Genomic DNA, 26,086 nt, shown 5'->3' with positions numbered 1-26,086 from the left:
GCGCCAGATTTCAGCCGAGTTGGCGCCAGATTCCGCCTGCCGGGGGAATCTGGCGCCAACTCGGCACTTGGAGACAGTCGACCGGCACCTGAGGTGGAGGCGGCGGCACTCCCGGATTCCTAGCGTTGTCGGCATGACGATCCTGCTGTCGGACCCGCGGGTCCGGGCCGTGCCCGTGGTCGAGTGCGGCGAGCCGCTGGTCCTGCTGCCGCGCGACCTCTCCCCGGCCGGGGCGCTGGTGCGCGCCGGGCTGGCGCAGCGGCTGGTGGCCGCCGACCGGCTGCTGCCGGCCGGGCTGCGGCTGCGGGTCGTGGAGGGCTTCCGCCCGGTCGAGCAGCAGCGCGAGATCATCGCGTCGTACGCCGCGGAGCTCTGTGGGCTGCACCCGGGGATCGGTGCCGGGGAGCTCGAGCGGCTGACCAGCCGGTTCGTCTCCCCCGTCGACGTGGCGCCGCACGTGGCCGGCGCCGCGGTCGACCTGACCCTCGTCGACGTGTGCGGCGAGGAGCTCGACCTCGGGACGCCGATTGACGCGACGCCCGAGGCGAGTGACGGTCGGTGCTGGTTCGCCGCGGACGGGATCGGCGCGGACGCCCGCGCCCACCGGGATCTGCTGGCGCAGGTGCTCGGCGATCAGGGGCTGGTGAACTACCCGACCGAGTGGTGGCACTGGAGCTTCGGCGACCGCTACTGGGCGCTGGCGACGGGGGCCCAGCACTCCTGCTACGGCCCGCTCGCCGCGGCGGTGGCGGCATGACCGCCGCGGAGCGCCGCGTCGCCGTGCTGCCCCGGATCGCCCCACGGTCGCGCCCCCGACTGACGATCGACCTCGCCGCCGTCGCCCGCAACACCCGACTGCTGGCCGACCGCGCCGCCGGCGAGCTGATGGCGGTCGTCAAGGCCGACGGCTTCGGCCACGGAGCCCTCGACGTGGCACGCACCGCGCTCGCCCACGGCGCCACCCGCCTCGGCGTGACCAGCCTCGAGGAGGCCTGGCCGCTGCGCGACGCGGGCCTCGCCGCACCGATCCTCAGCTGGCTCAACCCCGTGGACGCCGACTGGGCGGCGGCAGCCGCGTGGGACGTCGACGTGGCCGTGCCCGGCCTGCAGCACCTGGCCGCGGTGGCGGAGGCACCCGGCCGGCACCGGGTCCACCTGCACGTCGACGCCGGCATGGCCCGCGACGGCGCGGACCCGGCGATCTGGACCCAGCTCTGCCGCACGGCCCGCCGGGCCGAGCAGCGCGGCGAGGTCGAGGTCGTCGGCGTCATGGGGCACCTCGGCTGCGCCGACGACCCGGGCGACGACTGCAACGCCCGGGGCCGGACCCGGTTCGCGTGGGCGATCGAGATCGCGCGCGCCGCCGGCCTGCGCCCGCGGGAGCGCCACCTCGCCGCGACGGCCGCCACCCTGACCGACCCTCGGGCCCACCACACGATGTGCCGCGTCGGCGCCGGCCTGGTCGGCATCGACCCGTCGCACACCGCCGACCTGTGCCCGCCGATGACGCTCACGGCGCCGGTGACGCAGGTGCGGCGGGTGCGCGGCGGCACCCCGGTCGGGTACGGCCACGCCCACCGCACGGCGACCGCGACGTACCTCGGGCTGGTGCCGCTCGGGTACGCCGACGGCCTGCCCCGGACCGCCTCCGGGCGCGCGGAGGTCCTGGTCCGCGGGGTGCGCCGGCCCGTCGTCGGCCGGATCTCGATGGACCAGCTCGTCGTCGACCTCGGCCGGGCCGTCGACCTCGGCGAGACCGTGACGGTCTTCGGCCCCGGCGGCCACGGCGAGCCGACCGTGGCCGAGTGGGCCCGCTGGTCCGGCACCATCGAGCACGAGATCGTGACCGGCATCGGCGCCCGGGTCGAGCGGCGCACCCTCGCGGTGCCGCACCTGCGGAGCCTCGCATGAGGACGCGGGTCGCCGTCATCGGCGGCGGGCAGAACTGCGAGCACGACGTCTCCCTCGCCTCCGCGGCCTCGGTCGCGGCGGCGCTCGACCCCGCGACGTACGACGTGGTGCCGCTCACCATCGGCCGCGACGGCACCTGGCGCGACCGCGGCCTGCGGCCGATCGGGCTCAGCGGCGCGGCCCACGTGCTGCGCGGCTGCGACGTGGTGTTCCCGGTCGTGCACGGCCCGCGCGGCGAGGACGGCGCGCTCGCGGCGCTGTGCGAGCTCGCCGGCCTCCCGTACGTCGGCTCGGGCGTCCGCGCCGGCGCGCTTGCCATGGACAAGTGGGCGACCAAGCTCGTCGCCGCGGCGGTCGGCATCGCGACCGCGCCCGGCACGCTGGTCACGGCCGCGACGGCCGCGCACCTGCGCTGGACCCATCCGGTCGTCGTGAAGCCGGTCGCCGCGGGGTCGAGCCAAGGCGTCGGCCTCGCCGCCGCGCCCGAACAGCTGCGACCGGCGCTCGAGGCCGCTCTCGCCCTCGACGACCGGGTGCTGGTCGAGGACGTCGTCACCGGCCGCGAGATCGACGTCGCGGTGCTGCGCTGTGCCGACGGCACCCTCGTCGCCGCGCCGGCGCTCGAGATCGTCACCGACGGGCTCTTCGACTACGACGCGAAGTACGGCGGCCACGCCGACTTCCGGGTCCCCGCTCGGCTCGACGAGGTCGACGCCAAGGCGCTCGAGGACGCCGCACTCACGGCGTACGACGCCCTGGCGTGCTCCGGCGTGGCCCGCGTCGACTTCTTCCTGACCGAGGACGGGCCGGTGCTCAACGAGGTGAACACCGTGCCGGGGATGACCGAGCACTCCCAGGTGCCGCGGATGTTCGCGGCCGCCGGGCTCTCCTACCCCGAGCTGCTCGACGAGCTGGTCCGCGGCGCCCACCGGTGAGCGGCGTCCCGACCGACGCAGCGCCCTGGCCAGCGACCTGGCAGGGTGGACCATCGTGACCGGTCCCTCGTGCGCCGTGGCCGCGCCATGACCGCCTGGCGCCCGTGGCTGCCCGACCTCGGCGCGGGCCTGCTCGTGCTCCTCCTCGGGGTGCTCGAGGTCTTCAACATCGACCCGTACTACTACGTCGGCGACCCGCGCCCCGCCCTGCTGCTGGTCGTGGTCGGCATCGCGATCGCGGTGTCGCTCTCCCGGCACCTGCCGGCGGCCGCCCTCGCCGTGGTGTGGGTGGTCTGCGCGATGCAGGTCGTCACCGGCACCCAGCTGCTGATGATCGAGCTGGCGATCGCCGCGGTCGCCTTCGGCACCGCCCGCTGGGGCAGCGCCGGCACCGTCTGGCTCAGCGCCATGTCGATCCCGCTGGCCGCCGTGATCACGGTCTACTGGATCGACTCGGGGGTCTTCTACGCCGCACTCGACACGGCGGGCTTCCAGGCCCTCGTCGACCAGACCTCGCGCTTCGGCGACCGCTGGCAGGTCACCGCCGCGGTCGCCGGGATGGCGGTGCTCGGCGTGCCGTGGCTGGCCGGACTGGCGCTGCGGTTCTCGGCGCGGGCGCAGCAGTCGCGGGCCTCCCAGGTGGTCGCCGAGGCCGAGCGCGACCAGGCCGAGGAGATCGCGCAGCTGCGAGAGGAGCAGGCTCGGCTGGCCCGCGACGTGCACGACGTCGTCGGACACTCGCTGGCGGTGATCCTCGCCCAGGCCGAGTCGGCGCAGTACCTCGAGGACGCCGACACCCAGCGGCTGAAGCAGACCATGGAGAACATCGCGACCTCCGCGCGCAGCTCGCTCGACGACGTCCGGCAGGTGCTGGCATCCACGGCCGCGAACACCTCCGGCGTCCCCGCACCGCGCGCCCGGCACGCCGACCTGGACAGCCTCGTCGACGGCGTGCGCGCGAGCGGCCACGAGGTGGTCACCACCGAGGTCGGTACCCCGCACCCGATGCCGCCGGAGCTCGAGGTGGTGGCCTTCCGGGTGCTCCAGGAGATGCTGACCAATGCCATCAAGCACGGCCGGCGCGACCGGCCGGTGCTGGTCGAGCGACACTGGGAGGGCGACCTGCGCATCGAGGTGCAGAACACGATCGACACCACCACCGACGAGACCCGGCCGCTCGCCGTCCCCGCCGAGCCTCCCGATGCCGGCGACCCGACGGTCTCCGGGGGCCAGGGCATCGACGGCATGCGCCGCCGGCTCGAGGCGGTGGGCGGCCGGCTCGACGTACGCCGGCGCACCGATCCGCCGACCTTCACCGCGACGGCGTGGGTGCCGGTGAGGTCGCGATGAGCACGCCGGCCGAGCCCATCCGGGTGCTGCTCGTCGACGACCAGGAGCTCTTCCGCGAGGGCGTCCGGGTCATCGTCGACGCGCAGGAGGGCATGGAGGTGGTCGGCGCCGCCGCCGACGGCATCGAGGCCGTCCAGCTGGTCGACGAGCTCTCGCCCGACGTCGTGCTGATGGACATCCGGATGCCCGAGATGGACGGCGTCGAGGCAACCCGCCAGATCTTCCTGCCCGACCGCGCCGCGCGCCGGGAGCGGCCGGTCCGGGTCGTGGTGCTCACGACGTTCAACCTCGACGACCGGGCCGCCGCCGCGATCCGGTACGGCGCCAGCGGCTTCCTGCTCAAGGGCACCACGCCGGTCATGCTGCGCGACGCGATCCGCACCGTGCACGCGGGCAACGCGGTGCTCGCGCCCACCGACCTGTCGACGCTGCTCGACAGCCAGTTCCGGGCGCCAACGGCGCCGCCCGCGGCGTACCTCTCGCTGACCGAGAAGGAGCGCGAGGTGTTCGCGGCGGTCGCCGCGGGCCTGTCGAACGGCGAGATCGCCGGCCGGGTCTTCCTCAGCGAGTCGACCGTCAAGACCCACGTCGGCGCGATCCTGCGCAAGCTCGGGCTGCGCGACCGGGTGCAGATCGTGGTCTTCGCCCACGAGCACGGCCTGGCCGCGCGCTGACCTCCGTGACCGACATCGACGCCGAATCAGTACCCGCCCGCCCGGCGCGGTACCTTGAAACATGACCGCGTTGCTCGAGCGTCCCGCGACCATCCCCGGCGGGCTCACCTCGAAGGAGGTCGACCTCCTCGGCGCGGAGCTCGACCGGATCCGCCAGGACGTCCTCGACTCCCGCGGCGCCTCGGACGCCGCCTACATCCGCCGGCTGGTCCGGGTGCAGCGGATCCTCGAGCTCGGCAGCCGGGCGCTGCTGCTCGGCAGCCGCAACCGGCTCGCCTGGGTCGCCGGCACGGCCGGGCTGAGCGTCGCGAAGGTGCTCGACAACATGGAGATCGGGCACAACGTGCTGCACGGTCAGTGGGACTGGATGCGCGATCCGAAGATCCACTCGAGCACCTGGGAGTGGGACCACACCTCCCCGGCCGCCCAGTGGAAGCGCGCCCACAACGAGACCCACCACACGTACACGAACATCCTCGGCAAGGACAACGACCTCGGCTACGGCATCATGCGCGTCGACGAGGCCCAGGAGTGGAAGCCCCGCTACCTGGTGCAGCCGGCGTGGAACTTCGTGACAGCGTGCATCTTCGAGTACGGCATCACGATGTTCGATCTCGACCTCGGCGACCATCTGCGCGACAAGCGGCAGATGAGCACGGAGAAGAAGGCCGAGGTCAAGGTCGCCCTGGCGAAGGTGCGCCGGCAACTGGCCAAGGACTTCGTCGTCTACCCCGCCCTCTCCGGGCGGGCCTGGCGCTCGACGCTGGCCGCGAACGCGACCGCCAACTTGGCGCGCAACCTCTGGAGCCACTCGGTGATCATGTGCGGCCACTTCCCCGAGGGGGTCGCGACCTTCGAGCAGGCCGAGCTCGACGAGCGGGAGAGCCGCGGGCACTGGTACCTGCGCCAGATGCTCGGCTCGGCGAACATCTCCGGGTCCCGGCTGCTGCACCTGATGACCGGCAACCTCTCCCACCAGATCGAGCACCACATCTTCCCCGACCTGCCGAGCAACCGGTACATCGAGGTGGCGCCGCGCGTGCGCGAGGTGTTCGCCCGGTTCGACCTGCCCTACAACTCCCGACCGCTGGTGCGTCAGGTCGCGAGCGCGTGGCACAAGGTCGTGCGCCTGTCGCTGCCCAACGGCTGGCTGGCCGAGACCAACCGACGCAACCTGCTGCCCCAGCTGCGGCGGCTGGCCGTCGCAGCCCGGCCCGCGCGGCCGGCGCTCGCTCCGGCCGTCAGCTGACCAACTGCTCCAGCAGGTGCTCGAGCTGGCGCTCGGGATCGGTGGTGACCCCACCGTGCACCGGCCCGGGCTGGATCACGGTGCTGCGGGGCGCCTTCACGAACCCGAACCGCTGGCTCAACGGCCGCTCCGCCGCCGCTCCCCCGCGCTGGTCACCCGCGCACACGCCCTCGATGAACTCCAGCGCCTCGCAGACCTGGTCGAGGTCCAACCGCGGGTCGAGCGCCCGCAGCCGGTCGCGGTCGACGTGCCACGCCGCCCGCAGGAAGTCGGTCGCGTGGCAGTAGAGCACGACACCGACGTTCACGAACTCCTCGCGGTCGACGCGGGGCACGCAACGCAGCACGACGTACTGGTAGGCGAGCTTGCTCATCGGCGCGCCACCACCGGCAGCCACTGGCGGGTGCCGAGCCGTGCGGTCAGGAACGCCGCGTAGGCCGCGCGCAGCGCGTCGGGTGAGTCCGCGCCGGGCACCGGCCCGAGCCACTCATCGGGGACCTCGGCCAGCACCTCGGCGAAGACCTCCGCGGTGAGCAGGTCGCCGAGCTCGGCGTCGACGGCCGGCAGGTCGGGCGCGTGCGCGAGCAGCACGTGGTCGTCGGGGCTCCAGCGCTGCTCGGCGAACCGGCCCGGGTCGGTCACCCCGCCCGCCCAGGCGTGGTGGAAGTACAGGCAGGCGCCATGGTCGATCACCCACAGGTCGCCGTGCCAGACGAGCAGGTTGGGGTTGCGCCACGAGCGGTCGACGTTCGCGGTGAAGGCGTCGAGCCAGAGGATCTTCGCGCCGACGCCGTCCCCGGCGGGCACCTCGGCGTCGTAGCCGAACGCCCCGGGCAGGAAGTCGATCCCGAGGTTGAGCCCGGCACTGGCGTTGAGCAGGTCCTGCACCTCCTCGTCCGCCTCGTAGCGGGCGATCTCCGGGTCCAGCTCGAGCGCGACCAGCCGCGGCGTGCGCAGCCCGATGCGCCGCGCCAGCTCGCCCACGATCACCTCGGCGACCAGCACGCGCAGGCCCTGGCCGGCGCCGCGGAACTTGCAGACGTAGGTGCCGAGGTCGTCGCCCTCGACGATGCCGGGCAGGCTGCCGCCCTCGCGCAGCGGAGTGACGTAGCGGGTCACGGCGACGGTCGGGATCACGACCCAAACCCTAGATGAGACGGCGTGCTCCGGAGTCGCGCCACCGGCAGGTCAGCCGAGCACCCGGCGTACGTCGAGCGTGCAGCCGACGACCGTGTCGACGCTGCCGTCCTCCTGGGGCTCGTCGAACCACAGGCCCGCCTCGAAGCCCGCCTTCGCGAGCATCCGCAGCGAGGCGGCGTTGCGGTGGTCGGGCGCGGCGAAGTACGTCGTCGCCTCGGGGAACCGGCTCCGGGCGCGCCGCATCCACGCCCACAGCACCCGCACGCCGAGGCCGCGGCCGCTCCACTCCTCGGCCAGTGCGTAGTCGACGCCGATCGCGTCCGGATCCGGCCCGAGCACGGCGTAGTCGGGGTAGTCGCCGACCCGGTAGTCCTGCACGAAGCCCACCGACCGGCCGTTGACCTCCGCCACCCACATCCGGGTGGCGCTCCGGCCGTCGATCCGGGGCCCGTAGCGCGCCTCGATCAGGGCCGCCGTCGGCTCGCCCTCCGAGGCCCACCAACGGGCCACGTGGTCGGACTGCCGCCAGCGCAGCAGGTCGCCCAGGTCACCGCGGGTCATCGCGCGTACCGCGACCCGCTCGTCGTGGTCGACCACGAACTCCTTGACCTGCCCGGACAGGTCGCCCGGCACCGGCTCGGCGTGCATGCTGGCGCAGGTACGCCGCGCGGCTGCGGCCCAGGACTCGTCCGGCCGCACCACCCCGCTCAGGTCGCGGCCCCGGTCGTGGACGACCACGCGGACCGGTGCGTCGGCGATGGGGTGGCTCATCGCGGCATTGTGCCGGGTGGCATGGGGATCGGGGAACAGCCTCGCGCCGATCGACCGGCCCTAGCGTCGTGCGTCAGAAGTTCTGGTGCGCTTCGCGCACCCATGGCACGCACTCTGCGGCGTTGCCGTCGCTTGCGAGACGAGCGGGTATGGCTGCGCTCCGGCGCCTTGCAGCGCACGCACCGTGAGCACGCCAACCGTGCCACAACTTCCAACGCACGACACTAGGCGTGCTGGTCCGCCGACTCGCGGCCGGCGGCCGCCAGCTCGTCGCGCACCACGGCGAACGACATCCCGGAGCCGTAGCCCTTGCGGGCGAGCATGCCGACCAGGCGCCGGGTGGCGGTGGCGTCGTCGACGCGCTGCAGCGACCGCAGCTTCTTGCGCACCAGGGCCCGGGCGGTCTCCTCCTCGTCGGTCGGGTCGATCTCGTCGAGCGCCTCTCGGGCGGTCTCGTCGTCGACGCCCTTGCGGCGCAGCTCCTGGGCGAGCGCCCGCCGGGCCAGGCCCTTGCCACCCGCCCCCGCGGGGCCACGGCTGGCGATCCAGGACCGGGCGAACGCGTCGTCGTCGACCAGGCCGACCTCCTCGAACCGGTCGAGCAGACGGCCGGCGATCTCGTCCGGCACGTGCTTCTTGGCCAGCTTGTCGGCGAGCTCTTGGCGGCTGCGCGCCTGTCCGGTGAGCTGGTCGAGCAGGATCTTGCGGGCCACCGCCTCCGGGTCGGCGTCCGGTGGTTCCTGAGGAGGTTGCGCAGCAACCGTCTCGAAGGGGCCCTGCGCCGTGGTGTCCTCGGGGGGCGGGGCGGCTGCGCGCTTGGTCCAGGCGTCCACCCCGGTCGAGACGTCCCCGAGCCACTCCGGCGGCGGCCGGTCCTCGTCGAGAGTCATGGGCTTGCTCTCCTGGGTCGCTGGGTTTCGAGGCTCGGGCCTGGCGGCCCTCACACCTCAACCACCGACATGACGGTGGTTGAGGTGCGAGGCCGCGAGCCTCGAAACCCTTGGGTTGAGGTGCGAGCTTGCGAGCCTCGAAACCATCACTAGAAGGAGTCGACGCCGATCGGCTCGTCGGAGAGCGGTGCCTCCTGGTCGACCTGCGGGCCCACGCCGAGCTTCTCCAGGATCTTCTTCTCCAGCTCGTTGGCGAGGTCGGGGTTGTCGCGCAGGAAGTTGCGCGCGTTCTCCTTGCCCTGGCCGAGCTGATCGCCCTCGTAGGTGTACCAAGCGCCGGCCTTGCGGACCAGGCCGGCCTCGACACCGACGTCGATCAGGCCACCCTCGCGGCTGATGCCCTTGCCGTACATGATGTCGAACTCGGCCTGCTTGAACGGCGGGGCCACCTTGTTCTTCACGACCTTGACGCGCGTGCGGTTGCCGACCATGTCGGTGCCGTCCTTGAGCGTCTCGATGCGGCGCACGTCGAGCCGGACCGAGGAGTAGAACTTCAGCGCCCGGCCACCGGTCGTGGTCTCGGGCGAGCCGAACATCACGCCGATCTTCTCGCGCAGCTGGTTGATGAAGATCGCGGTGGTGCCGGAGTTGTTGAGCGCACCGGTCATCTTCCGCAGCGCCTGGCTCATCAGGCGCGCCTGGAGGCCGACGTGGCTGTCACCCATCTCGCCCTCGATCTCGGCCCGGGGCACCAGCGCGGCCACCGAGTCGATGACGATCAGCGAGAGCGCGCCGGAGCGGACCAGCATGTCGGCGATCTCCAGCGCCTGCTCACCGGAGTCGGGCTGGGAGACCAGCAGCGCGTCGGTGTCGACGCCGAGGGCCTTCGCGTACTCCGGGTCGAGCGCGTGCTCGGCGTCGATGAAGGCCACGATGCCGCCGGCGGCCTGGGCGCTGGCCACCGCGTGCAGGGCGACCGTCGTCTTACCCGACGACTCCGGGCCGTAGATCTCGACCACGCGGCCGCGGGGCAGGCCACCCAGGCCCAGCGCCACGTCGAGCGCGATCGATCCGGTCGGGATGATCTCGAGCGGTGCCCGGCTCTCGTCGCCGAGCCGCATGACCGACCCCTTGCCGAACTGCCGCTCGATGTTGGCGAGCGCGGCGTCGAGGGCCTTCTCGCGGTCTCCACCAGCCATGGTCTTCTTCCTCGTCTCTCGTCGGGTTCCAGGCACATCGGCGACGCTAGAGCGAGCCACCGACAGTGCCTGATCAGCGCCGTCGAACCTGTGGAGAACCTCGTCCGCGTCGTGCCTGTGGACACAACCTAGCCCGAACATCTGTTCGATGTCGGCAGCGCGGTCCGGCGTGTTGCGGATTCGGGGCCGCGGCGCGGCGTCGCCGTGGTCGTGGTCGTGGTCGTCGTGCGGGTTTCGGCTGCCGGCAGCCGAAACCCGCACGGCGCGCCGAGCTGATGCGGCGTGTCGTGCGGCTCTCGGCCGCCAGGTGGGAGCGGAGGTGCTGGTGTGACCCTTGAGGCCCCCCGATCCGATGGGTGCACCAGCGGGGCCGCCCACCCGTGTGTCACCCGGGTCCGATGCCGCCCGGCACCTCGTAGGTCAGCTCGACGCCGTCGGCCCACGTCGAGCAGCCGCACCCGCGCGGGTCGGGCAGCCCCTCGATCGCGCGGGCGAGCAGGCCGCTGAGCCGCTCGAGGTTGGCCCGGAACAACGCGACGACCTCCTCCTGGTCCACGCCGTCCCCCACCTCCGCGCCGGCGTCCATGTCGGTGACGAGCGCGACCGGGGCGTAGCACATCCGCAGCTCGCGGGCGAGGGCCGCCTCGGGCGCTCCGGTCATGTTGATCAGCGTCCAGCCCTGGTCGGCGTAGTGGCGCGACTCCGCCCGGGTCGAGAAGCGCGGACCCTCGATGACGACCATCGCTCCCCCGACCTTCAGCTCCGGGTCGGCGGCGGCGAGCGCGCCGGAGACGCCCGGGCAGTAGGGGTCGGCGAACGGGAGGTGGACCGCCCCGCGCTCGACGTACGACGGGACCCGGCGGAACGTCCGGTCGACCAGCTGGTCGGGGACGACCAGGTCGCCGGGCGCCACCGCGTCGCTCAGCCCGCCCACCGCGCACGGCGCGAGCACCTGGCGGACGCCGAGGGCGCGCAGCGCCCAGAGGTTGGCGCGGTACGGGATCGCGTGCGGCGGATGCTCGTGGTGCGGACCGTGCCGCGGCAGGAACGCCACCCGCCGGCCGGCCAGCGTGCCGACCGCGACCGGCGCCGAGGGCGCGCCGTACGGCGTCTCGACGGGATGCTCCTCGTAGTCGTCGAGGAACGAGTAGAAGCCGGTGCCGCCGATCACCGCCACCTCCGCGAAGCTCATGGCCTCAGCCTGCCAGCCGCGTCGTGGCGCGCGCCCCGAACCCGCCGATCGCGACCAGCACGACCAGTCCGATCGAGCAGATCGCGAGCTCCGGGTAGCCCCACACGCCGACGATGACCCCGGCCAGCCCGCCGGCGCCCGCCGCGGTCAGCCCCATCACCAGGTCGGCGGCCCCCTGCACGTCGGTGCGGGCGTCGATCGGCGCGTGCTGGGCGATCAGGGTCGAGGCCGCGACGGTCGCGAACGACCAGCCCAGGCCGAGCAGGAACAGCCCCGTGAACATCTGCCACGACGAACCCTCCGGGGCGCTCGCACACAGCACCATCGCGGCCAGCAGCAGCACCGCGCCCTCGACCAGCACGGTCGGGCGCCCGGTGCGGTCGGCGAGCATGCCGACCAGGGGCGAGAAGGCGAACATGCCGAGCACGTGCAGGCTGATCACCAGACCGATCACGCGCAGCTCCGCGTGGCCGTGCTCCATGTGCAGCGGCGACATCACCATGACGCCGACCATCGCGGCGTGCGCGCACGCCATGCCGAGCACGGCGAACGCGAGCACCGGGCGCTCACGGGTGGCGGCCACCGCCCGCGACCACGCCGTACCAGCGGGGGCCTCGGGTGCCACGCCCGCCGCCTCGCGCGCGACCAGCAACGGGTCGGGACGCAGCAGCCCCCACACGACCAGCGCGGCCGCCAGCATGCCGATGCTGCCGAGCGCGAACGGCCCGGTCAGCTCGGGGATCCCCATCGTGTCGGCGAGCGCACCGGACGGGCCGGTCAGGTTGGGGCCGGCGACCGCCCCGATCGTGGTCGCCCAGACCACCGTCGAGAGCGCACGCCCCTTGTGGGCGTCCTCCGCGAGGTCGGTGGCGGCGTACCGGGCCCCGCTGTTGGCGGCGGTCGTCGCGCCGAGCAGGACCGCCCCGAGGAGCAGCACGACCATCGAGTCCAGGACGCCGGCCACCACCGCCAGGACGGCGCCGGCGGCACCGATCAGGTACCCCGCGGCCAGGCCGATCCGGCGGCCGCGGATCGCCATCACCCGGGCGAGGAGGTACGACGCCACCGCGGCGCCGAGCACCTGGAAGGTCTGGGCCAGGCCGGCCTGGCTCTCCGAGCCGGAGATGTCGCGCGCGAGCAGCGACGCCGTGGCAATGCCGATGGTGATGCCGATCGCGCCCACCGCCTGGGCGACGACGAGCGTGCGGATCGTGCGCCGCTGGATCGCCGCCAGGTCTGGCTCGACCCGGGCCGGGGCGCTCACTTCTGGGAGGCCGGCAGCTCGAGGGTCCGCCAGACCGCGGCCCAGACCTCCTTGGGCGGCACTCCCGCATCGAGCGCCTCGGCGGCGGTGCGGCCGCCGAGCTCGCCGATCACGAAGCTGCCCGCCCAGGACCGGGCGTACGCCGCACCCAGCGCGTCGTCCATCCGGGCCCAGAACTCGGTGTGCCTCATGCACGCACCGCCTGCACGTCGAGCCACGGCTCGCCGGTGCGCGCGCTGCGGCTCTGCCGCACCGCCTCGACCCGCCAGCCGGCGGCGTCGAGCACCGTGCGCAGCTCCGCCTCGCGCCAGAAGACGAAGCGCCGCGGCGCCCCGACGTGGCCGTGGGTGGACCACGCCTCGCCGTCGCCCTCCTTGAGGGTCAGTGCCAGCGGCCCGGCCGGGCGGGTGGCCGCGGCCAGCCGCTCCAGGAGCCGGGGCAGGTCGGCTCGGTCGACGTGGAGCAGACAGGCGTTCGCCCACACCCCGTCGTACGGCATACCCGGGCGCTCGGGGTCGGCGAGGTCGTCGGTGAGCGGGTCGAGGCGGTCGGCGCGCTGCCCGGCGGCGCGCATCAGCTCGACGAAGCCCGCCGTGATGTCGGTGCGGCGCACGTCGAGGCCGGCGGCCTCGAGCGCGGCGGCGTCGCGGCCGGTGGCACTGCCGATCTCGAGCACCCGGCCGCGCGGCCCGACGGCGATCGCGAAGGCGACGATGTCGTCGGCGACCTCGGCGGGCAGGCTGATGGTGCCCTCGCCGTACGCCGCCGCGTGGGCGTCGTAGGCCGCGACCGTCGCGCGGACCACCGTGGCGCGCACGTCCCATGCGTGGTGGACGATGTCGTGCAGGTGGTAGAGCCCGATGCTCTCGACGCTGAACTCGCTGCCGTCGCCGCGCAGACCGCGGCGGCTCCACGCCCCCGGCGGGACCGACTCGTAGCGCTCGGCGACCCGCTCGGCGGCGTCCAGCAGCTCGGCCGACACGGTCGCCGGCCGCTGCTCGGCGTACCGCTGGGCGACCGCCGTCTCGTCCTGGTCCCAGTTGCGGAACCGGGGTGCGTCCTGCTCGAGCATCAGCGCGACGCGCTCGTCGAAGAGCAGGTGGACGTCGCGGACGTGGCAGGCGTACTCCAGCGGCGACCAGGTGGCCGGCTCGGGCCGTACCGCCACGTCGTCGCAGGTCAGCACGGCCTCCCAGGTGGTGGCGTTGTCGCGGATCACGGCCGGGATCCGGTCCACCGTGACGGTCGAGGCGTCGAAGGCGCACTCCGGGCAGGGCCGGTCGAGGACCCAGGTCCAGTCCTTGGTGTCGGGCACGATCCCGTCGACGTTCATGGCCTCATCCTCCCAGGCCGGCGGCGCCCCGCGCGCGGGAGATCCGGCCACCCTCCGCGAAGATGGCGCCATGACGACGGTCCGCTCCGCCACCGCAGGCGACCTGCCGGCGATCGCCGCGATCTACGACGAGGAGGTGCGCCACGGCATCTCGACCTTCGCGACCGAGCCGCCCGGCGTCGGCTACTGGCGCGAGCGCCTGGAGTCGGCCCGTCCCGGTGACCACGTGCTGGTGGCCGAGCGCGCCGGCGCGGTGGTCGGCTATGCGTACTCGGGCGACTACCGCCCGCGGGCGGCGTACCGGCACACCCGCGAGACCTCCGTCTACCTCGCGGCGCCGGCTCGGGGCGAGGGCGTCGGCCGGGCGCTGTACGACGAGCTCCTCGGGCGGCTGCGCTCCGACGGCGTGCGGCTGGCGGTCGCGGTGATCGCGCTGCCCAACCCCGGCAGCCGGGGCCTGCACCGGGCCTGCGGCTTCGAGCGGGTCGGCGTGCTGCACGACGTCGGCCGGAAGTTCGACCGGTGGATCGACACCGAGCTGTGGGAGCTGCGGCTCGCGGTCAGCCCGGATTCGAACCGAGGTCGGTGAGGAACGCGTCGACGTCGTCGATGCTGAGCAGGAGCTCGCGGACCCGGATCGGGACGCCGAGGATCCGGCCCGGGGTGGCCGGGTCGATCCGCACCCGGACGAGCGGGCCGCCGGTGGTGTTGACCAGCCAGCGGCCGCGCCAGCCGTGGGCGCCGATGCTCAGGCGCCGCCACGGCACGGAGGCGACCTCCTGGATCGCCGCGCGCGGGACCGCGACGCGGAAGGACCAGCCCAGCGAGACCAGGAGAGCCGAGTCCGTCACCTCGACGCGGGGCCGGCTGAAGGTGACCGCGAGCAGCACCCCGACGAGGGGGTGGGGCCGCGGCATCGCGTGGCGGGTCATGTGAGCAGCAGCTTGTCGAGGCGGCGGCGTACGACGAGCAGGCCGAGCACGCCCATCGCGACCAGGTACAGGACCGAGACCAGGGAGCCCCACGAGAAGGCGCCGGTCGTGAGCTCACGGCACAGCACGACGCCACGATAGAGGGGCGTGACCTCGACGACCCACCGGACCGCCGTGGGGTAGGCCTCGACGGGGAAGAACGTGGCTGAGAAGAGGAACATCGGCATCGTCGCGAGCGTCACCCACTCGAAGTCCTGCCACGAGCGCATCCAGGTGGTCAGCGCCATGCACACGCCACCGAACGCAAGCCCGATCAGCAGCGACGCCGGCACGACGAGCACCGCCCACCACGAGGAGACCAGGTCCATCGCGACCATCACCACGAGGAAGCCGGCGGAGTAGAGCCCGCCCCGCAGCAGCGACCAGCTCAGCTCGCCGCGGGCGATGTCCATCGTGGTCAGCGGGGTGGCCAGCATCTGGTCGAAGAGCTTGTTGTACTTCAGCTTGAAGAAGAAGTTGAACGTGCTGTCGAGCAGGGCGCCGTTCATGGCGGAGGCGGCCAGCATGCCGGGCGCGACGAACTCGGCGTACGGGATGTCCTGGCCGTTGAACTCGAAGCCGCTGATCAGCTGCCCGACGCCGACGCCGATCGAGAACAGGTAGAAGACCGGCTCCAGGAAGCCGGTGAGGAAGATGTACCAGGCCCGGCGGTAGGCCAGGTAGTTGCGGTAGACGAGCAGGCCGGTGGCCTCCGCGGGCCCGACGGGGTGGGCCGCGGCGCGGGCGACGGCGGTCGTGGTGATGGCCATCAGGACATCAGCCTCCGGCCCAGGCGGCGCACGGCCCAGAGCCAGCCGAGCAGCGCGAGCACGACGAGGTAGACGACATGCACCAGCGCGGCGGACCCGTCGACGGTGTCGAGGGTGAGCATCCGGGTCAGGTCGACGCCGTGCCACAGCGGCGTGGCGCGGGCGAGCACCTGCATCCAGCCGTCGAGGTTCTCGATCGGGAAGAACGCACCGGAGAACAGGAAGAGCGGGATCATCCCGAGCCGGAAGACCAGGGCGAACGCGCTCTCGTCCTTCAGCCCGGCGGAGAAGGCGAAGATCGGGGTGGCGAAGGCGAGCCCGACCAGGAACTGCACCAGGAACGCCAGCACCGCTCCCCAGACCGTCTCGAAGACCCCGAACGGCGCCATCACCAGCACGAAGACCCCGCACGCGAGCCCGACCCGGAACATCACGAAGCCCAGGTGGCCGAGGATCACCGACCGCACGCTCAGCGGCGAGGCGGTCATGCCGAAGTAGACCCGCTGCCACTTGATCATGCCCATCACCGGATAGGTGGTCTCGCCGAACGTCGTCTGCATCGCCTGGCCGGCCAGCAGACCCGGGGCGATGAAGGCGAGGTACGACGTCGCGCCCTCGAGCTGGCCGGGGTCGCCGGCGATGTAGTCGCCGAGCAGCACGCCCATCGCCAGGACGTAGAAGAGCGGGTTGACGAACGACGAGATCGCCGAGCCCTTCCAGGTGCGGCGGTAGACGATCAGCCAGTAGTCGAACAGCCGGCCGGCGCCCGCGAGATCGTTGGCGGGCGCGGTGCTGGGGCTGGGAGCGGCCATCAGTCGACCAGCGTCCGGCCGGTGAGGCGGAGGAAGACGTCCTCCAGCGTGGAGCGGCGTACCAGCGTCGCGACCGGCTCGAGGCCGCGCTCGTGCACCTTGGCCACGGTCTCCTCGCCGTCCGCGGTGTAGAGCAGCAGCCGGTCGGGCAGCACCTCGACCCGGTCGGCGAGGTCCTCGACCTTGCCCGCGGCCGACTCGTTCTCCCCCACCGCGAACCGGAGCTCGGCGACCTCGCGGGTGGAGTGCTCGGCGATCAGGCCGAGCGGCGATCCCTCGGCGACGATCACGCCCTTGTCCATCACGACCAGGCGCGAGCAGAGCTGCTCGACCTCGTCCATGTAGTGGCTCGTCAGGACCAGCGTCACGCCCTGCTGGCGGAGTCGGAACAGCCGGTCCCAGACGACGTGGCGGGCCTGCGGGTCGAGCCCGGTCGTCGGCTCGTCGAGCAGCAGCACCTCGGGCCGGTTGATCAGGCTGCGCGCGATCGTCAGCCGGCGCTTCATGCCGCCCGAGAGATCCTCGACCATCGCTCCGGCCTTCTCGGTCAGCTGCACGAACTCCAGCAGCTCGTCGACGCGCTCGCGCACCTCCTTGCGCGGGAGCCCGAAGTAGCGGCCGTAGATGTAGAGGTTCTCGCGGACCGTGATCTCGGTGTCGAGGGTGTCCTCCTGCGGGCACACCCCGATGCGCGCCCGGATCTGCGGGCCGTCGGTGGCAGGGTCCATCCCGAGGATGCGCAGCGTGCCGCCGCTCACCGGGGACACCGCCGCCACCATGCGCATCGTGCTCGACTTGCCGGCGCCGTTGGGGCCGAGGAAGCCGAACGCCTCGCCGCGGCGTACGTCGACGTCGATGCCACGCACCGCCTCGAAGCTCCCGAAGGACTTGCGCAGGCCGGCGGCGTGGATCATGGAGTCGGCGTCGACGGTGCTCACGTATCAAGACCCTAGAACCCGGCGCCGACATCCGCCTCTGGTGCCGGATCGGTGGAGTCGTGGCCACCGCGGCGCCGGGGGCTTCATCAAGGGATGAGGATCGGCCTGCGCTCGCCCCGGCAAGCTCAACCGGGGAGGCGCAGCTTCACCCTCATCCCCTGGGGAAGACGACACCCCTGGGCGTCCTAGAGTCGCCACGTGGAACGACAGCACGCGAGGTCAGGGTCGCCCTTCGAGGCCAGCATCGGCTTCAGCCGGGCCGTGCGCGTCGGCGACACGGTCGCCGTCAGCGGCACCGCGCCGGTCTGGCCCGACGGAAGCGTCGACCCGGACCCCGCGACCCAGGCCCGTCGCTGCTGGGAGATCATGCTCGCCGCGCTGACCGAGCTCGGCGGCGACGTGACCGACGTCGTCCGCACCCGGCAGTACGTCGTGGACGCGGCGTACGCCGACGCGATCGGCGCCGTCCACGGCGAGGTCTTCGGCGACGTCCGGCCCGCGAGCACGATGGTCGTCGTCGCCGGCCTGCTCGACCCGCGCTGGAAGGTCGAGATGGAGCTCGACGCGGTCATCGGCTGACCCACCGACCGGCAGGTGTCGCCGCGCCGGCCCCACTCGGTCGCATCGGGAGTTCCGACCAGAAGTCCCGACTCGACTGTCGGTGGGGTGCGCGAGGATGGGGAGGTGACCGACCCGCTCCAGAGGTTCAGCGAGCCCACCCGCGCCTGGTTCGGTGCGGCGTTCGCCGAGCCGACGCCCGCGCAGACGGGTGCGTGGGAGGCGATCGGCGCGGGTCGACATGCGCTGGTGGTGGCGCCGACCGGGTCGGGCAAGACGCTCAGCGCCTTCCTGTGGGGCCTCGACCGGCTGCTCACCGCCGAGCCGCCCGAGGACAAGCAGCACCGCTGCCGGGTCCTCTACATCTCGCCGCTCAAGGCGCTCGGCGTCGACGTCGAGCGCAACCTCCGGGCGCCGCTGGCCGGCATCCGCCACACCGCCGACCGGCTCGGCATCCCGATGCCGGAGGTGACCGTCGGCGTCCGCTCCGGCGACACGCCCGCCGCCGACCGTCGCAAGCTGGCCACCAGCCCGCCCGACATCCTGATCACCACCCCCGAGTCGCTGTTCCTGATGCTGACCAGCCAGGCGCGCGAGTCGCTGCGAGGCGTCGAGACCGTGATCCTCGACGAGGTCCACGCCGTCGCCGGCACCAAGCGCGGTGCCCACCTCGCGGTCAGCCTCGAGCGGCTCGACGCCCTCCTCGACCGGCCCGCCCAGCGCATCGGCCTCTCGGCGACCGTGCGGCCGCTCGACGAGGTCGCCCGCTTCCTCGGCGGCTCCACCCCCGTGGAGATCGTCGCGCCGCCGAGCGAGAAGCGGTGGGACCTGCGCGTCGTCGTCCCTGTCGAGGACATGACGGCCCCCGACGACTACGCCGAGGACAGCGACGACCCACAGCGCTCCCAGAGCCTGTGGCCGCACGTCGAGGAGCGGGTGGTCGACCTGGTCGAGCAGCACCGCTCGACGATCGTGTTCGCCAACTCCCGCCGGCTGGCCGAGCGGCTGACCGCGCGGCTCAACGAGATCGCGAGCGAGCGGGCCGGCGGCGACCTCGAGCAGGACGGTGGTTTCGAGACAGGCGCTAGCGCGCCTTCCTCAACCACCGTGCCGGCGCAGGTGATGGCGCAGTCCGGGCAGAGCCACGGTGCCGACCAGATCATCGCGAAGGCGCACCACGGGTCGGTCTCGAAGGAGCAGCGGGCCCTGATCGAGGACGACCTCAAGCGCGGCCGACTGCCCTGCGTGGTGGCCACGAGCAGCCTCGAGCTCGGCATCGACATGGGCGCAGTCGACCTGGTCGTCCAGATCGAGAGCCCGCCGAGCGTCGCGAGCGCACTGCAGCGCGTCGGCCGGGCCGGCCACCAGGTCGGCGAGGTCTCCCGCGGCGTGCTCTTCCCCAAGCACCGCGGCGACCTCGCCCAGACCGCGGTCGCGGTCGACCGGATGCGCACCGGCGCGATCGAGTCACTGCGGGTGCCCGCCAATCCGCTCGATGTGCTGGCCCAACAGATTGTGGCCATGACCGCGCTCGACGCCTGGACCGCCGATGACCTCTACGAGCTGGTCCGCGGCACCGCGCCGTTCACCCAGCTCCCCCGCAGCGCCTACGACGCCACTCTCGACCTGCTCAGCGGCCGCTACCCCTCCGACGAGTTCGCCGAGCTGCGCCCGCGCATCGTCTGGGACCGGGTCACGGGCGTGCTCACCGGACGCCCCGGCTCCCAGCGGCTCGCCGTCACCAGCGGCGGCACCATCCCCGACCGCGGCCTGTTCGGCGTCTACCTGGTGGGCGAGGGCACCGGCAGGCGGGTCGGCGAGCTCGACGAGGAGATGGTCTACGAGTCCCGCGTCGGCGACATCTTCGCCCTCGGCGCGACCAGCTGGCGCATCGAGGACATCACCCACGACCGGGTGCTGGTCACCCCCGCACCCGGCGTCCCCGGCCGGCTGCCGTTCTGGAAGGGCGACACCCTCGGCCGGCCCGCCGAGCTCGGCCGGGCCATCGGCGCCTTCACCCGCGAGCTCGCCGCCCTGCCCCGCGAGCGTGCCGAGGAGCGCGCCCGGGCCGACGGACTCGACGAGTACGCCGCCGGCAACCTGGTCGGCTACCTCCACGAGCAGCTGGAGGCCACCAACCTGCTGCCGAGCGACCAGTCCCTCGTCGTCGAGCGGTTCCGCGACGAGCTCGGCGACTGGCGGCTGGTCGTGCACTCGCCGTACGGCGTGCCCGTGCACGCGCCATGGGCGCTGGCGATCAACGCCCGCCTGCGGGAGCGGTACGGCGTCGACGGCCAGGCGGTCGCCTCCGACGACGGCATCGTGATCCGGGTGCCCGACACCGACGCCGAGCCCCCGGCCGGCGACGTCGTCGTGTTCGAGCCCGACGAGATCGAGGCCCTGGTCACCCAGGAGGTCGGCGGCTCGGCGCTCTTCGCGTCGCGCTTCCGCGAGTGCGCGGCCCGCGCCCTGCTGCTCCCCCGCCGCGATCCCGGCCGCCGCTCGCCGCTGTGGCAGCAGCGGCAGCGCTCGGCCGCGCTGCTCGAGGTGGCCGCACAGTACCCGTCCTTCCCGATCGTGCTCGAGGCCGTCCGTGAGTGTCTCCAGGACGTCTACGACCTGCCCTCGCTCACGGCACTGATGCGCGGCATCGACCGGCGCGAGATCCGGGTGGCCGACGTGGCGACCCACCAGCCGTCGCCCTTCGCCCGCACGCTGCTCTTCGGGTACGTCGCCCAGTTCATGTACGAGGGCGACTCCCCCATCGCCGAGCGGCGCGCCGCCGCGCTCGCGCTCGACCAGGGGCTGCTCGCCGAGCTCCTCGGCCGGGCCGAGCTGCGCGAGCTGCTCGACCCGGAGGTGCTCGCCGAGGTCGAGGCCGAGCTCCAGCGCACCGCCACCGACCGGCACGCCCGCGGCGCCGAAGGGGTCGCCGACCTGCTCCGGCTGCTCGGACCGCTCTCGACCGACGAGGTCGCCGAGCGCTCCACGCCCGGAGCCGACGTCGCGGCCTGGCTGACCGCGCTCGCCGACAGTCGCCGCGTCGTCGAGGTCCGGATGGCCGGCGTCGAGCGCTGGGCCGCGGTCGAGGACGTCGGCCGGCTCCGCGACGGACTCGGCGTCCCCGTCCCGCCCGGCACCCCCGACGCCTTCGCCGAACCGGTCGACGACCCGCTCGCGGACCTGGTCGCCCGCTTCGCCCGCACGCACGGCCCCTTCACCGTCGATGACGTGGCGACCCGGCTCGGGCTCGGCGCCGCCGTCGTCCGCCACACCCTGCAGCGACTGGCGGCCCAGGGCCGCGTGCTCGACGGCGAGTTCCGGCCCGCCGGCTCGGGCACCGAGTGGTGCGACGCCGAGGTGCTGCGCCGGCTCCGGCGCCGCTCCCTGGCCCGGTTGCGCCAGGAGATCGAGCCGGTCGAGCCCGACACGCTGGGCCGGTTCCTGCCGGCCTGGCAGCACGTGGTCACGTCCCGTGGCGGCCTGCGCGGCGTCGACGGGGTACTGTCCGCGGTCGACCAGCTCGCCGGCTGCGCGATCCCGGCCTCCGCGCTCGAGCCGCTGGTGCTGGCCGGCCGCGTGCGCGACTACGAGCCGGCGTACCTCGACGAGCTCACCGCCTCCGGCGAGGTCGTCTGGGCCGGGCACGCGCCGCTGCCCGGCGCCGACGGCTGGGTCTCGCTGCACACCGCCGACCAGGCTCCCCTGACGCTGCCCGAGCCCGCCCCCTTCGACCACAGTGAGCTCCACCAGGCCGTGCTCGACGCGCTCGCACCGGGTGGCGCGTGGTTCTTCCGCCAGCTCGCCGAGTCGGTCGGGTCCAGCGACGACGCAGTGCTCTCGGCCGCGCTGTGGGACCTGGTCTGGGCGGGCCGGATCAGCAACGACACGCTGACCCCGCTGCGGGCGCTGACCCGCGGCGGCACGCCGGCCCACCGGACCCGCCGCCCACCACCCCGGATCCGGATGTCCAGCACCACCGGCGGCCGGGCCCGGATGCCCGCGCGCACCGGGCCGCCCGAGACCGCCGGCCGGTGGGCGCTGCTGCCGCCGATCGACACCGATCCGACCCGGCGCGCGCACGCGGTCGCGGAGCGGCTCCTCGACCGCCACGGCGTGGTCACCCGCGGCGCCGTGGCCAGCGAACGGCTCCCGGGAGGGTTCGCCGCGGTCTACAAGGTGCTCTCGGCCTTCGAGGAGTCCGGGCGCTGTCGACGCGGCTACTTCGTGGCCGGCCTCGGGGCCGCCCAGTTCGGCACGGCCGGATCGGTCGACCGGCTACGCACGTTCTCCGAGGTCGACGTCGACGCCAAACCCACGGCGGTCGCCCTGGCCGCCACCGATCCGGCCAACCCGTACGGCGCCGCGCTCCCCTGGCCCGAGGCGGCCGGCAGCGGTCATCGGCCCGGCCGCAAGGCCGGCGCGATCGTGGTGCTCGTCGACGGGCGGCTCACGCTGTACGTCGAGCGCGGTGGTCGCACCCTCCTCACCTGGTCCGACGACCCCGACCGGCTCGGCCCGGCCACTGCAGCACTCGCCGAGGCCGCCCGGCAGGGGTCGCTGGGCCGGATGACCGTCGAGAAGGCCGACGGGGAGCAGCTCCTCGGCGCCGGGGCGACGCCGCTGCGCGACGCGCTCCAGGCGGCCGGGTTCGTCGCCACCCCGCGCGGGCTCCGGCTCAGGGGCGCCGGTGCCTGAGGGCGACGCCGTGCGCCGTACCGCCCGCCGGCTCGCGCAGGCGCTCGACGGCCGGGTGCTGACCCGCAGCGACCTCCGCGTCCCGCGGCACGCCACCGCCGACCTCGCGGGCGGCACGGTCGTCAAGACCGTGTCGCGGGGCAAGCACCTGCTGACCCGGATCGACGGCGACGACGGACCCGTGACCCTCCACACCCACCTCAAGATGGAGGGGTCGTGGCGGGTCTTCGAGCCCGGCAAGCGCTGGAACCCCCGGTCCCACGAGATCCGCGTGGTGCTCGAGACCGACGGACCGGTGGCGGTCGGCTACCTGCTCGGGATCGTCGAGCTCGTGCCCCGCGAGTGGGAGCCGGAGGTCGTCGGACATCTCGGGCCCGATCTGCTGGGACCGGACTGGGACGAGGACGAGGCGCTGCGGCGGCTCCGGATGCACCCGGAGCGACCGGTGTTCGAGGCCCTGCGCGACCAGACCCTGCTCGCGGGCATCGGCACGATCTATGCCGCCGAGGTCCTCTTCGTCATGGGCGTCCCGCCGGTCGCCCCGGTCGGCGAGGTGCCCGACCTGCCGCGGATGGTGCGCCGGGCCCGGCAGATGCTCGACCAGGAGTGGTCCCGGTCCAACCGGATGTGGGTCTACCGGCAGCGGCTGTGCCGCCGCTGCGGCGGCCGCGTGGCGACGACGGCCTTCGGGCGGGCCGGTGCGGAGCGGACGGCGTACTGGTGCCCCAGCTGCCAGCCCACGCGCTCGTGAGGGCGGGTCAGGCGGCCGAGGTGACCACCGGGGCCGCCGGCGTGGCCACCGGGATCCGGATCAGCGCGGCAGCCGCCTCCTCGACGGCCACGAGGTCGGAAACCTCCCGCAGCACATCGGACAGCGGCACCTCGAGCGCGGCACACAGCGACGCGAGCAGCTCGGAGGAGGCCTCCTTCTGCCCGCGCTCGATCTCGGAGATGTAGCCCAGGCTCACCCGGGCCGCGGCGGAGACCTCACGCAAGGTCAGACCGCGCTGCATCCGCAGGCTGCGGAGCACGTCGCCGAGCACTCGACGAACCAGCACCATGCGCGTCGCTCCCTCCGATGCCGAGACCTGTCGGGCCCAACGCTACCCGAGGGCCGTTTCTTCCCGCCGCAAGACCTGCTCCAACGCCGTGAGCGCCTCGGTGCAGGTCCGATCCTGGATCTGCTGGCGCTTGCCACTGAGCTCGAGCGCCACGACCTCCAGCACGCCGGGCCCGGCGATCCCCACGAACACCGTCCCGGGTGCCTTGCCCTCCTGCTCGGACGGCCCGGCGACGCCGGTGGTCGCCAGGCCGAACGCCGCCCCGGTCAACGCCCGCACGCCGGAGGCCATCGCCCTCGCACACTCGGCCGAGACCACGCCGTGGTCGTCGATGATCCGCTGGTCGATGCCCAGCACCGACTTCTTGAGCTCGGTCGCATAGGTCACGACGCCACCGAGGTAGGTCTCGGACGCCCCCGGCGTGTCGGTCAGCGCCACCGCGAGCCGGCCGCCGGTCAGCGACTCGGCGGTCGCCACCGTGCCACCCGAGCCGCGCAGGAGGAGGTGCACGCGTGTCGCCAGGTCCGTCACGGGAGCAACGCTACTGTCCAGAGCCATGACGCTGCCGATCGAGGACTACGCCCTGGTGGGCGACCGCCGCAGCGGCGCGCTGGTCGGCAGGAACGGCTCCGTCGACTGGCTCTGCCTGCCGCGCTTCGACTCCCCCGCCTGCTTCGCCGGCCTGCTCGGCGGCGACGACCACGGGCACTGGCAGCTCTGTCCGGTCGACGAGTACGACGTCCGCCGGCGCTACGTCGGCGAGTCGACCGTACTGGAGACGACGTTCACCACCGCCACCGGCGAGATCACCCTCACCGACGCGATGCCCCGCGGTGACGGCCGCGCCGACCTGGTGCGCACGGTGGTGGGCGTTCGCGGCACCGTCCGGGTCCGCCACGAGTGGACCGTCCGGTTCGACTACGGCGCCGTGGTGCCGTGGGTACGCCGGGCGGAGGTCGCCGGCGAGCGGGTGATCACCGCGACCGGTGGGCCCGACCGGCTGGTGCTGCGCGGACCGCGGCTGCCCGGCGCGGTCGACCGGCACCATGCCGACGAGTTCGACGTGCTGGCCGGCGACCACTTGGTCTTCACCACGACCTGGCTGCCCTCGTGGGCCCCGTTGACCGTCACGGACCCGCCCGAGGACCACGTCACGGAGTCGATCCGGGAGGGCCAGCGGTGGGCACACCGCTGCCGCGCCGACCTGCCCCGCCTCGACGCGGTGCTCCGCTCGCTGCTCACCCTCCGCCTGCTCACCGACGAGCAGACCGGCGGCATCGTCGCCGCACCCACCACGTCGCTGCCCGAGGATCCGGGCGGCGAGCGCAACTGGGACTACCGCTACTGCTGGCTGCGCGACGCCGCGCTGACGATCGGCGCCCTGGTCCGGGCCGGCCACACCGACGAGGCACGGCTCTGGCGGGCGTGGCTGCTGCGGGCGGTCGCCGGCGACCCCGACGACCTCCAGATCATGTACGCCGTCGACGGCGCTCGCCGGCTCCCCGAGTTCACCCTGCCCCACCTGCCGGGGTACGCCGGCTCGACCCCGGTGCGCATCGGCAACGGCGCCGCCGTGCAGCGCCAGCTCGACGTGCTCGGCGAGGTGATGATCGGCCTCGAGCAGATCCGTCGGGCGACCGGCCGGGCCGACGCCGACGCGTGGGCCCTCCAGCGCACGCTCGTCGAGCACCTGGCGACGACGTGGCGACGCAAGGACCACGGGCTGTGGGAGATCCGCGGCCCGCAGCAGTACTTCACGCACTCCCAGGCGATGGTCTGGGCGGCGTTCGACCGGGCCGTCCGTGCGGTCGAGGAGTTCGACCTCGACGGCCCGGTCGACCAGTGGCGGCGGCTGCGCGACACCGTGCACGCCCGGGTGCTCGAGCACGGGTACGACGCCGAGCGCGGCACGTTCGTGCAGTACTACGGCGGCGCCGAGGTGGACGCCGCGCTACTGGTGCTGCCGACGATCGGCTTCATCGACGGCGACGACCCGCGGATGCTCGGCACCATCGAGGCCATCGAGCGCGACCTGCTCCGCGACGGCCTGGTGCTCCGCTACCGCACCAGCACCGGCGTCGACGGCCTCGCCGGCGACGAGCACCCGTTCCTCGCGTGCTCGTTCTGGCTGGTCTCGGCGTACGCCCGGGCCGGCCGGGTCGACGACGCCGCCGCGCTCTTCGACCGGCTCTGCGACCTCACGAACGACGTCGGCCTGCTGTCGGAGGAGTACGACCCGGCGGGCCGGAGGATGATCGGCAACTTCCCGCAGGCGTTCAGCCACCTCGCGCTCGTGCACGCGGCCGCCGACCTGGCCGAGGCGCGGGCCGGCCGACCGGGGTGAGCTCCCCGGCCGACCGGCCCCCATCG

The 26,086-nt window shown here is 73.6% G+C and carries 26 protein-coding genes; 11 read left to right on the top strand and 15 right to left on the bottom strand.

Going from position 1 to position 26,086, the window contains the following annotated elements; all coding sequences use genetic code 11:
• Nucleotides 1–133 precede the first annotated feature (133 nt).
• From FHU40_RS20410 to FHU40_RS20385, 6 genes are all read left to right on the top strand, one after another.
• On the top strand, nt 134–757 hold the full coding sequence (locus tag FHU40_RS20410; RefSeq protein ID WP_183594194.1) for a M15 family metallopeptidase: 624 nt from the start codon (nt 134–136) through the stop codon (nt 755–757).
• Nucleotides 754–1,911, top strand: coding sequence for an alanine racemase (gene alr, locus FHU40_RS20405; RefSeq protein ID WP_183594193.1), 1,158 nt, complete (start codon nt 754–756; stop codon nt 1,909–1,911). Before FHU40_RS20410 ends, alr begins: the two co-directional genes overlap by 4 nt.
• Nucleotides 1,908–2,846, top strand: coding sequence for a D-alanine--D-alanine ligase family protein (locus FHU40_RS20400; RefSeq protein ID WP_183594192.1), 939 nt, complete (start codon nt 1,908–1,910; stop codon nt 2,844–2,846). Before alr ends, FHU40_RS20400 begins: the two co-directional genes overlap by 4 nt.
• A gap of 87 nt (nt 2,847–2,933) precedes the next feature.
• Nucleotides 2,934–4,196 carry a sensor histidine kinase gene (locus FHU40_RS20395; protein WP_183594191.1) on the top strand — a complete coding sequence of 421 codons (1,263 nt, stop codon included), beginning with the start codon at nt 2,934–2,936 and terminating at the stop codon, nt 4,194–4,196.
• Nucleotides 4,193–4,870, top strand: coding sequence for a response regulator (locus FHU40_RS20390; protein WP_183594190.1), 678 nt, complete (start codon nt 4,193–4,195; stop codon nt 4,868–4,870). Before FHU40_RS20395 ends, FHU40_RS20390 begins: the two co-directional genes overlap by 4 nt.
• 61 nt (nt 4,871–4,931) lie before the next feature.
• Nucleotides 4,932–6,119: a fatty acid desaturase family protein gene (locus FHU40_RS20385; protein ID WP_183594189.1), complete on the top strand. Its 1,188-nt coding sequence runs from the start codon at nt 4,932–4,934 to the stop codon at nt 6,117–6,119.
• On the opposite strand, the gene FHU40_RS20380 is transcribed toward FHU40_RS20385, so the two are convergent.
• The 9 genes from FHU40_RS20380 to FHU40_RS20340 all read right to left on the bottom strand — a co-directional run bounded on the left by FHU40_RS20380 (nt 6,112) and on the right by FHU40_RS20340 (nt 13,908).
• Nucleotides 6,112–6,492, bottom strand: coding sequence for a DUF3037 domain-containing protein (locus FHU40_RS20380; protein WP_183594188.1), 381 nt, complete (start codon nt 6,490–6,492; stop codon nt 6,112–6,114). The genes FHU40_RS20385 and FHU40_RS20380 overlap by 8 nt on opposite strands.
• Complete coding sequence (locus FHU40_RS20375; RefSeq protein ID WP_183594187.1) at nt 6,489–7,256, bottom strand: HipA family kinase; 768 nt, start codon at nt 7,254–7,256, stop codon at nt 6,489–6,491. The genes FHU40_RS20380 and FHU40_RS20375 overlap by 4 nt, the downstream gene beginning before the upstream one ends.
• 51 nt (nt 7,257–7,307) lie before the next feature.
• Nucleotides 7,308–8,030, bottom strand: coding sequence for a GNAT family N-acetyltransferase (locus FHU40_RS20370; RefSeq protein WP_183594186.1), 723 nt, complete (start codon nt 8,028–8,030; stop codon nt 7,308–7,310).
• Nucleotides 8,031–8,254: 224 nt separating this feature from the next.
• Nucleotides 8,255–8,920, bottom strand: a complete 666-nt coding sequence (locus FHU40_RS20365) for a regulatory protein RecX (protein WP_183594185.1) — start codon at nt 8,918–8,920, stop codon at nt 8,255–8,257.
• A 149-nt stretch (nt 8,921–9,069) separates the two neighbouring features.
• A complete protein-coding gene (recA, locus tag FHU40_RS20360; RefSeq protein WP_183594184.1) occupies nt 9,070–10,119 on the bottom strand; it encodes a recombinase RecA in 1,050 nt (349 codons plus the stop codon).
• Nucleotides 10,120–10,504: 385 nt separating this feature from the next.
• Nucleotides 10,505–11,311: an S-methyl-5'-thioadenosine phosphorylase gene (locus FHU40_RS20355; RefSeq protein WP_183594183.1), complete on the bottom strand. Its 807-nt coding sequence runs from the start codon at nt 11,309–11,311 to the stop codon at nt 10,505–10,507.
• A gap of 4 nt (nt 11,312–11,315) precedes the next feature.
• Nucleotides 11,316–12,575, bottom strand: coding sequence for an MFS transporter (locus FHU40_RS20350; RefSeq protein WP_183594182.1), 1,260 nt, complete (start codon nt 12,573–12,575; stop codon nt 11,316–11,318).
• Nucleotides 12,572–12,766, bottom strand: a complete 195-nt coding sequence (locus tag FHU40_RS20345; RefSeq protein WP_183594181.1) for a DUF3046 domain-containing protein — start codon at nt 12,764–12,766, stop codon at nt 12,572–12,574. Before FHU40_RS20345 ends, FHU40_RS20350 begins: the two co-directional genes overlap by 4 nt.
• The gene (locus FHU40_RS20340; protein WP_183594180.1) at nt 12,763–13,908 is read right to left on the bottom strand and encodes a class I SAM-dependent DNA methyltransferase; all 1,146 of its coding nucleotides are present in this window, start codon (nt 13,906–13,908) and stop codon (nt 12,763–12,765) included. Before FHU40_RS20340 ends, FHU40_RS20345 begins: the two co-directional genes overlap by 4 nt.
• A gap of 70 nt (nt 13,909–13,978) precedes the next feature.
• Between FHU40_RS20340 and FHU40_RS20335 the strand changes: the two genes are divergently transcribed.
• Nucleotides 13,979–14,497, top strand: a complete 519-nt coding sequence (locus FHU40_RS20335) for a GNAT family N-acetyltransferase (protein ID WP_183594179.1) — start codon at nt 13,979–13,981, stop codon at nt 14,495–14,497.
• Here FHU40_RS20335 and FHU40_RS20330 read toward each other — a convergent pair.
• Genes FHU40_RS20330 through FHU40_RS20315 form a run of 4 tightly spaced genes read right to left on the bottom strand, consistent with a single transcriptional unit; the run spans nt 14,469 to nt 17,399 of the window.
• On the bottom strand, nt 14,469–14,840 hold the full coding sequence (locus FHU40_RS20330; protein ID WP_183594178.1) for a hypothetical protein: 372 nt from the start codon (nt 14,838–14,840) through the stop codon (nt 14,469–14,471). The two genes, FHU40_RS20335 and FHU40_RS20330, sit on opposite strands and share 29 nt — an antisense overlap.
• Nucleotides 14,837–15,649 (bottom strand): ABC transporter permease, encoded by an 813-nt coding sequence (locus FHU40_RS20325; RefSeq protein WP_183594177.1) that lies wholly within the window; start codon nt 15,647–15,649, stop codon nt 14,837–14,839. Before FHU40_RS20325 ends, FHU40_RS20330 begins: the two co-directional genes overlap by 4 nt.
• A complete protein-coding gene (locus FHU40_RS20320) occupies nt 15,649–16,461 on the bottom strand; it encodes an ABC transporter permease (protein WP_183594176.1) in 813 nt (270 codons plus the stop codon). Before FHU40_RS20320 ends, FHU40_RS20325 begins: the two co-directional genes overlap by 1 nt.
• A complete protein-coding gene (locus FHU40_RS20315) occupies nt 16,461–17,399 on the bottom strand; it encodes an ABC transporter ATP-binding protein (RefSeq protein WP_425490197.1) in 939 nt (312 codons plus the stop codon). The genes FHU40_RS20320 and FHU40_RS20315 overlap by 1 nt, the downstream gene beginning before the upstream one ends.
• Nucleotides 17,400–17,597: 198 nt before the next feature.
• Here FHU40_RS20315 and FHU40_RS20310 point away from each other — a divergent pair, with 198 nt between their 5' ends.
• The 3 genes from FHU40_RS20310 (at nt 17,598) to FHU40_RS20300 (ending at nt 23,406) form a co-directional block, all read left to right on the top strand.
• Complete coding sequence (locus FHU40_RS20310; RefSeq protein WP_183594175.1) at nt 17,598–17,978, top strand: Rid family hydrolase; 381 nt, start codon at nt 17,598–17,600, stop codon at nt 17,976–17,978.
• Nucleotides 17,979–18,083: 105 nt separating this feature from the next.
• Nucleotides 18,084–22,655, top strand: a complete 4,572-nt coding sequence (locus tag FHU40_RS20305; protein WP_183594174.1) for an ATP-dependent helicase — start codon at nt 18,084–18,086, stop codon at nt 22,653–22,655.
• Nucleotides 22,648–23,406, top strand: coding sequence for a DNA-formamidopyrimidine glycosylase family protein (locus tag FHU40_RS20300; RefSeq protein WP_183594173.1), 759 nt, complete (start codon nt 22,648–22,650; stop codon nt 23,404–23,406). Before FHU40_RS20305 ends, FHU40_RS20300 begins: the two co-directional genes overlap by 8 nt.
• Before the next feature lie 7 nt (nt 23,407–23,413).
• On the opposite strand, the gene FHU40_RS20295 is transcribed toward FHU40_RS20300, so the two are convergent.
• Together FHU40_RS20295 and FHU40_RS20290 are read right to left on the bottom strand one after the other, a co-directional pair.
• Nucleotides 23,414–23,716 (bottom strand): helix-turn-helix domain-containing protein, encoded by a 303-nt coding sequence (locus FHU40_RS20295; protein ID WP_183594172.1) that lies wholly within the window; start codon nt 23,714–23,716, stop codon nt 23,414–23,416.
• A 42-nt stretch (nt 23,717–23,758) separates the two neighbouring features.
• The gene (locus FHU40_RS20290) at nt 23,759–24,247 is read right to left on the bottom strand and encodes a CinA family protein (RefSeq protein ID WP_252274553.1); all 489 of its coding nucleotides are present in this window, start codon (nt 24,245–24,247) and stop codon (nt 23,759–23,761) included.
• 25 nt (nt 24,248–24,272) lie between these two features.
• On the opposite strand from FHU40_RS20290, the gene FHU40_RS20285 reads away from it, so the two are divergent.
• The gene (locus tag FHU40_RS20285; protein ID WP_183594170.1) at nt 24,273–26,060 is read left to right on the top strand and encodes a glycoside hydrolase family 15 protein; all 1,788 of its coding nucleotides are present in this window, start codon (nt 24,273–24,275) and stop codon (nt 26,058–26,060) included.
• Nucleotides 26,061–26,086: the final 26 nt, after the last annotated feature.

The sequence above is a fragment of the Nocardioides soli genome, assembly GCF_014191495.1.
Taxonomy (GTDB): Bacteria; Actinomycetota; Actinomycetes; order Propionibacteriales; family Nocardioidaceae; genus Nocardioides; species Nocardioides soli.
The sequence above is the reverse complement of the archived record's forward strand: the minus strand, read 5'-3'. Positions and strand labels throughout refer to the sequence as shown.